Origin of the sequence: Shewanella sp. TC10 (assembly GCF_009663145.1) — a bacterium.
In the GTDB taxonomy this organism is placed as follows: domain Bacteria; phylum Pseudomonadota; class Gammaproteobacteria; order Enterobacterales; family Shewanellaceae; genus Shewanella.
Genome location: NZ_VKHR01000044.1, coordinates 40,256 through 47,439, shown reverse-complemented (window position 1 = coordinate 47,439; position 7,184 = coordinate 40,256). Strand labels below are relative to the sequence as shown.

The following is a 7,184-nucleotide window of genomic DNA, read 5'->3' as shown; positions in this document are numbered from 1 at the left end:
GGGAAACCTTTACTAGCGGCACCTTTGAATTTAGCGCACAAGCATCAGCAGTAGCGATTACCGTTGGTGCCAATGCACAAGTCGGCTCTACTGGTAACTCGGCAGCAGCAGGTAACGCGGGTAACCGCACAGCGGCAAAAGCAACTTACATGAATGGCATGGCCATTTTCACTGCCGCTAAAGGCGGTTTTATGTATGAAGCAGCCATCGCAGGACAAGCCTTTAGCTTTGATGCTAAGTAAAGGTTTCCCTTAAGCTTAACCTGTAAATAGCAGGTTAAGCTTCCTATCTTGTGAATATATATCCATTATCACTTTCAAGCAGAATTGATACGTTTCCCTACAACATGCAGTATTCAATCAGCCTAGACTAATTGGTTGAAGCTTAAGAAATCACATCACTTTTATCATTTCTGTTGATTCATTTTATTTACCGAAAGCACTACAGCGCTTAAAAGCTGAGGTACTTTCAATGCATTAACTTCAGCTTAACAGTATTTTCAGATTTGATTAATCGATTAATTTAACTATATCTAATTACTTTTTACGTTTAACTTATTCACAGGCAGAAAGAGCGTGACTTGTTAATTGAGAGAATGAAATGGATATAACAAAAAAGAGCTGTTTAATATTATCAATGAGTATGGTTTTTAGTGTTCAAGCTGAAACATTAACCCGTGATAATGGCGCTCCAGTAGGCGACAACCAAAATTCAATCACAGCTGGAAGTAATGGCAGCGTACTTCTACAAGATGTCCACTTAATTCAGAAACTACAACGTTTCGCTCGTGAACGTATTCCTGAACGTGTTGTTCACGCTAGAGGAACCGGTGCCCATGGTGAATTTGTAGCAAGTACCGATTTAAGCAACCTGACCCAAGCAGCTCCTTTTGCAGAAAAAGGCAAAACGACGCCAGTGTTTGTTCGTTTTTCAACAGTCGTTCACTCAAAAGGCTCACCAGAAACCTTAAGGGATCCACGCGGTTTCGCGACGCGTTTCTATTCAGATCAAGGTAATTGGGATCTTGTAGGTAATAATTTACCTGTATTTTTCATCCGTGATGCCATTAAGTTTCCTGATATGGTGCACTCATTAAAACCATCACCAGTGACTAACCTTCAAGATCCGAACCGTTTCTTCGACTTTTTCAGTCATGAAGCGACTGCCACTAACATGCTCACTTGGGTTTACACCAACTTAGGTACGCCCTCAAGTTATCGCAAAATGGATGGCTGGGGTGTACATGCATACAAATTTATTAACGACGAAAACCAAGTTAATTACGTTAAATTCCACTGGGTTAGCCAGCAAGGTGTTGAAGGGCTAAGACCTAATGAAGTGACTGAAATTCAAGGTAAAAGCTTCAACCACTTAACGGAAGATCTTTATAGTGAGATTAACAAAGGCAACTACCCTAAGTGGGATCTTAAAGTAAAAGTACTCAGTCCCAATGATCTAAACAAGTTTGATTACAACCCACTTGACGCAACAAAGATGTGGTTAGATGTGCCAGAAACAACAGTAGGCACAATGACCCTAAACCGCGTGCCAGATAACTTTTTCCAAGAAACAGAACAAGTTGCCATGGCGCCTTCTAACTTAATTCCTGGTATTGAACCTTCAGAGGATAAGTTACTTCAGGGACGTATTTTCTCTTATGCGGACACGCAACTATACCGCCTAGGCGCAAACTTATCCCAGCTGCCAATTAACCAAGCTAAGGTCAAAGTCGCTAATCACAATCAAGAAGGCGCGGCTAATTACGCTAATACAAGCTCAGATATTAACTATCAACCAAGCAGAAACCTGCCCTTGACTGACGATGCTCGCTACAAAGCGGTCAACACGCCTTTATCAGGTACAGTGCAGCAAGCCGTTATTGAAAAACAGGATAACTTTACCCAAGCAGGTGTGCTTTATAGAAGCTTAAGTGAGCAAGATAAAACTGATTTGATTACTAATCTATCCGGAGATTTAGGGAAAGTGGTAAATACAGACGTTAAACACCAAATGCTAAGTTATTTTTACCAAGCAGATAAAGATTTTGGAGAACGTTTAACCAAAGCAGTTAAAGGTAATCTAAAAGAAGTGAAGAAAAGAGCCAATATTTAACACATTGGACTGAAATAACGCAATTGGGCCCGCGTTAGATGACAGAGTAAGTCCTGCAAGACGTAATGTTGCTCTTTTCTGCCCGTTTAGAGTGCGTCTTGTAGGCCATCCCAAACTATCCATATTTTACTTTCATCGGTACTGATTATGTCTATTTCACTAAAATCGATTTCATTTAAGTCCATTCCTAGCGTGTTAAAAACCAGCTTGTCAGTGAGCTTTGTTATTTCATATTTTCTATTGTCTTACTCAACGGCTCAGCCTGTAGAGGTTAATTCATATGAGGCTAACTCAAATAATGATATGAACCAGCTTGCAGCTCAGCAATCAGACGCTAATAACATCGATAAAGAAACGCAGCTTTTAGTGGATTATTTCTTTGCCGCTGCTAGAACGGGCGATGTAGAGGTGTTGACCCAATTTATTGAAGCAGGCTTTCCTATCGATCACCGTAACAGCCAAAGTTACACAGCCCTAATGGTCTCTGCATACAATGGCCAAGCTCCAGCAACATCTGCATTACTCGACCTAGGAGCCAATGCTTGCCTACAAGATAAACGTGGTAATACCGCCATAATGGGCGCTGTAATCAAGGCAGAGTTTACAATCATCAAACAGTTATATCGCCATGAGTGCGACGCTAAGCTGACCAATAAGTCTGGCATGACATTGAATGATTTCGCAGAATATTGGGGACAAAGCGATAAGTTAGCCAGCGCATTGTTATCTAATAATTAAATGCTTCTTTAGTGATGTTGTGCTTATTGGCTTAAAGGTCGCAAACATAAAAACCTTTCCCCAATAATATTGAGAAAAGGTTCTCATAAAATGACAACTGGCTTAGTTTACAAGCTCAATGACTTGTCGCTGCAATCATAAGCAGACATCATTGAAAACCCTAAATCTTGCTATCTGATTACTAGTATTATGGTTATATCGGCAAACGACATTCGTACAAGTTTAAAGTAGTTGACGCGTTAGTCGTTTGTTTAACCAATTCTTTTTACGTTATTGAGCAGTTGCGCTTCACGCCATTTTAATGCTGTATGACCAGTCCATTGTTTAAAGTTACGACTAAATACTGCGGTTTCTGAATAACCCAAGCTTAACGCTATATCGGTGATCGACATTTGACTGTTTCTCAAATACTGCTCTGCCTTTAACTGCCTCACTTTCTGTAATAACTGACGAAATTGCATCCCCTGTTTTTGTAGGCGTCTTTGCAATGCCCGTGGCTGAACATCTAACGCAGAGGCGACCGACTCTATTGAACATTCTCCAGTGCTAAGTAAGTTACTTGCGACAAAGCGCACCTGTGCGGCGAGATCATTTGGATATCTGGCATTTAACACAGCGGCACGCTGCAATGTATATTGCTTGATTGCAGGGTTGCTGTTGGCAACGTCTTTTGACAACCAACTTAGGGGAAAACTAATACCATTAAAATCGCTGTTTGGCCTAAACACATCGCTGTCGTCGCCTAGGGTATAGATGCACTCAGGTGAAATGTTTTGGGTGGTGTGAATGGCAATTTGATTATTGTGTTCAGGTATTAACATTTGTGCATATTTATAAGCGTGACCAGCGCTAAGAAGGATCAATTGTTGTAAGCCAGATTGATTACTGAAATCAAAATGGTAATGAACTTCTAGCTTTTCATTGTTTATCTTACTGCTCAATTGAATACCTAGAGCATGCAGGTGATTGTATTTTTGAAAAAAAGCGATTGTGTCTGCAAAAGTTGCTTGCTGACTTAGTAATGCAACCAGCTCTCCTAACACCAAAAAGCTCTGATTCTGGGTTAACTTGAAGCCAAACAAAGGGTCTTGACTCTTTGCTGCACAATAATCCAAAAAATCTGCCACTTTTATATAAGAAAGTAGCGTTTCAGGCTCCCGCAACAATGACACAGTCCAATTAAACTCCGCTAACAGCTCAATAGGATTCAGGCCGTGTAGCCTGATAAATGAGTCAATATTTTCTATCGCACCAGCTCGGACTAAATACATGGAGTCAAATCGTTAAGTAGTAAGTGTCGTCAATAATCAATTAGTTGGTATAAAATATCAATTAATAATTTTATTTCGAGCGTAGAGTTGAAAAAATCAATCCTAGATCACATGGCTTTTATAATGATTTATCCAGCTGCTTCAGAACAAATATTAGAACAACATAGTATTCGCAAAGTGTCGTACTTTGACAAGTCGCGCATCGATCTGTCACCTAAAGCGCGATTGGAAGCAGTTCGCCAGTCTGCGAATGATTTCCGTCAATACATGTTAGCGCTAGATGAACAAGTTGAGTTTTATAAAAGCGTTGATCTCATTCGTGTTCCCTACCCGACCAAATACGGCTTACTGAATGTAGAGACAGCTAAAAGCCCTTATTTACACATTTTGAATCGCTTATTTGTGATTCAGTACCAGACCAAACAAGGTTTAAAAACTTTATTGTTTTCACCTTCGGATATAGAAGGCAACGGTGAAACGCCGTTCTTCAAAAATTTGCGTCAATCACTGGGCATGTTTGAAAAGCCGATGATGAACTTCCTGTCACCGCAATTAAATGATGTAGAGCAAGCACTAGCAAAGGTCGGCCTCAAACCTGAAAACATTGACTTCATTTCTTATGACCATCTGCATACCCAAGATGTACGCAAATGGTTAGGTGCCCATGGTGCTAAGGGCTACTTCCCTAATGCCAAGCTGTTAGTAATGCGACAGGAATGGATATCAACTCAAGCACTATTACCACCTCAACAAACTTGGTATTGCCCAAACGGTATAGACGGCATTGACCCTGACAAAATCATTTTACTGGATTCAAGTGTCATGCTCGGTGACAGCGTTGCATTAGTGCAAACACCAGGGCATACAGAAGGTAACCATTCTTTGGTCGCCCATACCGCAGATGGTTTATTTGTCACCAGTGAAAATGGTATTTGCGCAGATTGCTACGCACCAGAGAAGTCAGGCATTAAGGGAGTACGAGAGTTTGCCAAGTCGACAGGCATGGAGGTCATATTAAACGGAAATACTTTGGAAGGCGCCTTAGAGCAATATATGTCGATGGTTATGGAAAAAACCATTGCAGGCCCGTCAAAACGTAACTCTGATTTTCCCAATGTCGCTACCTCGTCTGAATTCACCCAATACTGGGGGTTTCCCGGTTTAAAACCAACGTTTACAGTCGGTGAATTAGAATACGGAAGACCTTTCACTAACAGTACAAACAAGTAGAGGGGCTTTGCTATGAAAACAGCATTTGTCACAGGCGCCGGCGGTTTCATTGGTCGGCATTTAGTCCGAGATCTACTCGAAAAAGGCTATAAGGTCACTGCATTAATGTTTGCTGGTGAAGCAGCTCCGATTGAATGGCAAGGACGAGTCAAGCAAGTTGAAGGTGATATTCGAACCTTAGTCAGCATCAGCGAGGACATCGGCGACTTTGATGTTTTGTTTCACCTCGCAGCCGTTGTGAGTGATTGGGGATCACGTCAAGAGCATGTTGATATTACGGTCAATGGTACTAAACAAGCTATAGAACTCGCCGTAGCCCAACAGGCACATTTTATCGTGACCACAAGTGTGTGTGCTTATGCTGACGCGTTAGGAAAAGGCAAGTTAACTGAAGCATCACCAACAGGCAATGCGTCTTCAAACTATGAGTTTTGCAAACAGCAACAAGAGTGCGTCACCTTGGAAGCAGTAAGCAAACAGGGACTAAAAGCGACCATTATTCGCCCAGGTAATGTATTTGGCGTAGGCAGTATTCCTTGGGTAATAATCCCCTTAGCGATGATACGCAATGGTGACCCTATCATGATGGGAACTGGCCATTGGGATGCGGGATTGGTGCATGTTAAAAACTTAGTCCATTTAATGCTATTAGTTGAAGGCTCAAAGCATAACAAAGGTGATATTTTCCTCGGTTCAGACGGATTTGGGGTTACCTGGTCCCAATACTGGAATCAATTGGCATACGCAGCCAATGCACCTACACCCAAACAGATCCCAAACTGGTTAGCGAGGATGCTGGCTCCAATACTGGAATTGATTGGCTATGTCACCAAACAAAAACAACGACCACTTATTACTCGACAGGCTTATCGTCTAACTGGCGGCGCTAACGAGTTTTCAACCGCGAAAGCTCAATCGCTTTTAGGTTATCAACCTCTGGTGTCATTTGACCAAGCAATGGCCGAGTTAGCACAACATCTACAACAGAAGCAGAACTCATATGATTGATATTAAGCCATTTTATAAATCTCTGCCCAATACAGTCTTTATCAGCGGCGGCATGAGCGGCATCGGTGCTGAGCTGGCTAAATCGTTTATGGCAGCTGGCTCAAACCTGGCTATTTTTGACCTGCAAGAAAATGCAGTCGTACTTGCTGAATTAAAAAATTTATCAACAGGTAACCAAGTTCAGGTGTACCAGTTAGATATTTGTCACCCAGATCAGGTTGAACAAGCTGTAAACAAAGCAGTTGCAGATATTGGACGCCCAGCTCTAGCTTTAAACTCAGCAGGTATTTTACGTACCGCCCCCTTTAAAGCGTTGCCATATGACACCTTTAAGCAAGTAGTGGACATCAACTTGATGGGCAGTCGAAACTTTGCAGCAAGTGTGACTGCGCATATGCAACAAGGCGATCACTTAGCCCTGGTAGCATCGCTGGCAGGTATCACTGTTACTTATACCCATGCGGCATATTCAGCTTCAAAGTTTGCAGTGGTTGGCTTAGCGGAAGTACTGCGCCTTGAGCTAAAGCTAGAGGGTATAGATGTATCGGTAATTTGCCCAGGCGAAATTGCGACACCACTACTAGAACATGAGCGTAAACATGGCAGTGCCGTTACAGCCCGAGTCAATTCGGTGGTAGGAGTGTTATCCGTTGAGCAAGCCTGTAGAGGAATTTTAAAAGGCTTGTCCAATCGTACTTTTATGATAACCCCAGGTTTTAACGCGATATTTATGCGAGAGTTTGCCCGCAAAGGCAGTGGTTTATGTCGAAAAGTCACCGACATTCTTTTAGCTAGGGAACTCAAAAGAAGCTAGCAATGTTGAGC

6 protein-coding genes and 1 pseudogene are annotated in these 7,184 nt (G+C 42.0%); 6 read left to right on the top strand and 1 reads right to left on the bottom strand.

Translation table 11 applies throughout. The features are described 5' to 3' along the window. From FNZ24_RS21500 to FNZ24_RS14990, 3 genes and pseudogenes are all read left to right on the top strand, one after another. Nucleotides 1-242: pseudogene (locus tag FNZ24_RS21500) on the top strand (hypothetical protein); the annotation flags it as partial. A 358-nt stretch (nucleotides 243-600) separates the two neighbouring features. Beyond that, nucleotides 601-2,112, top strand: coding sequence for a catalase (locus FNZ24_RS14995; RefSeq protein WP_153915545.1), 1,512 nt, complete (start codon nucleotides 601-603; stop codon nucleotides 2,110-2,112). Between the two features lie 147 nt (nucleotides 2,113-2,259). Then, entirely contained in the window at nucleotides 2,260-2,850 is a 591-nt protein-coding gene (locus FNZ24_RS14990; protein ID WP_153915544.1) for an ankyrin repeat domain-containing protein, read from the top strand. 251 nt (nucleotides 2,851-3,101) lie between these two features. Here the strand turns inward: FNZ24_RS14990 and FNZ24_RS14985 are convergent, their stop codons facing one another. Then, entirely contained in the window at nucleotides 3,102-4,121 is a 1,020-nt protein-coding gene (locus tag FNZ24_RS14985; protein ID WP_153915543.1) for a helix-turn-helix transcriptional regulator, read from the bottom strand. A 123-nt stretch (nucleotides 4,122-4,244) separates the two neighbouring features. Between FNZ24_RS14985 and FNZ24_RS14980 the strand changes: the two genes are divergently transcribed. Genes FNZ24_RS14980 through FNZ24_RS14970 form a run of 3 tightly spaced genes read left to right on the top strand, consistent with a single transcriptional unit; the run spans nucleotide 4,245 to nucleotide 7,173 of the window. Further along, nucleotides 4,245-5,351, top strand: coding sequence for a hypothetical protein (locus FNZ24_RS14980; protein WP_153915542.1), 1,107 nt, complete (start codon nucleotides 4,245-4,247; stop codon nucleotides 5,349-5,351). Nucleotides 5,352-5,363: 12 nt separating this feature from the next. Continuing rightward, a complete protein-coding gene (locus tag FNZ24_RS14975; RefSeq protein ID WP_153915541.1) occupies nucleotides 5,364-6,359 on the top strand; it encodes an NAD-dependent epimerase/dehydratase family protein in 996 nt (331 codons plus the stop codon). Beyond that, a complete protein-coding gene (locus FNZ24_RS14970) occupies nucleotides 6,352-7,173 on the top strand; it encodes an SDR family NAD(P)-dependent oxidoreductase (protein ID WP_153915540.1) in 822 nt (273 codons plus the stop codon). Before FNZ24_RS14975 ends, FNZ24_RS14970 begins: the two co-directional genes overlap by 8 nt. The last annotated feature ends 11 nt before the right edge of the window (nucleotides 7,174-7,184 follow it).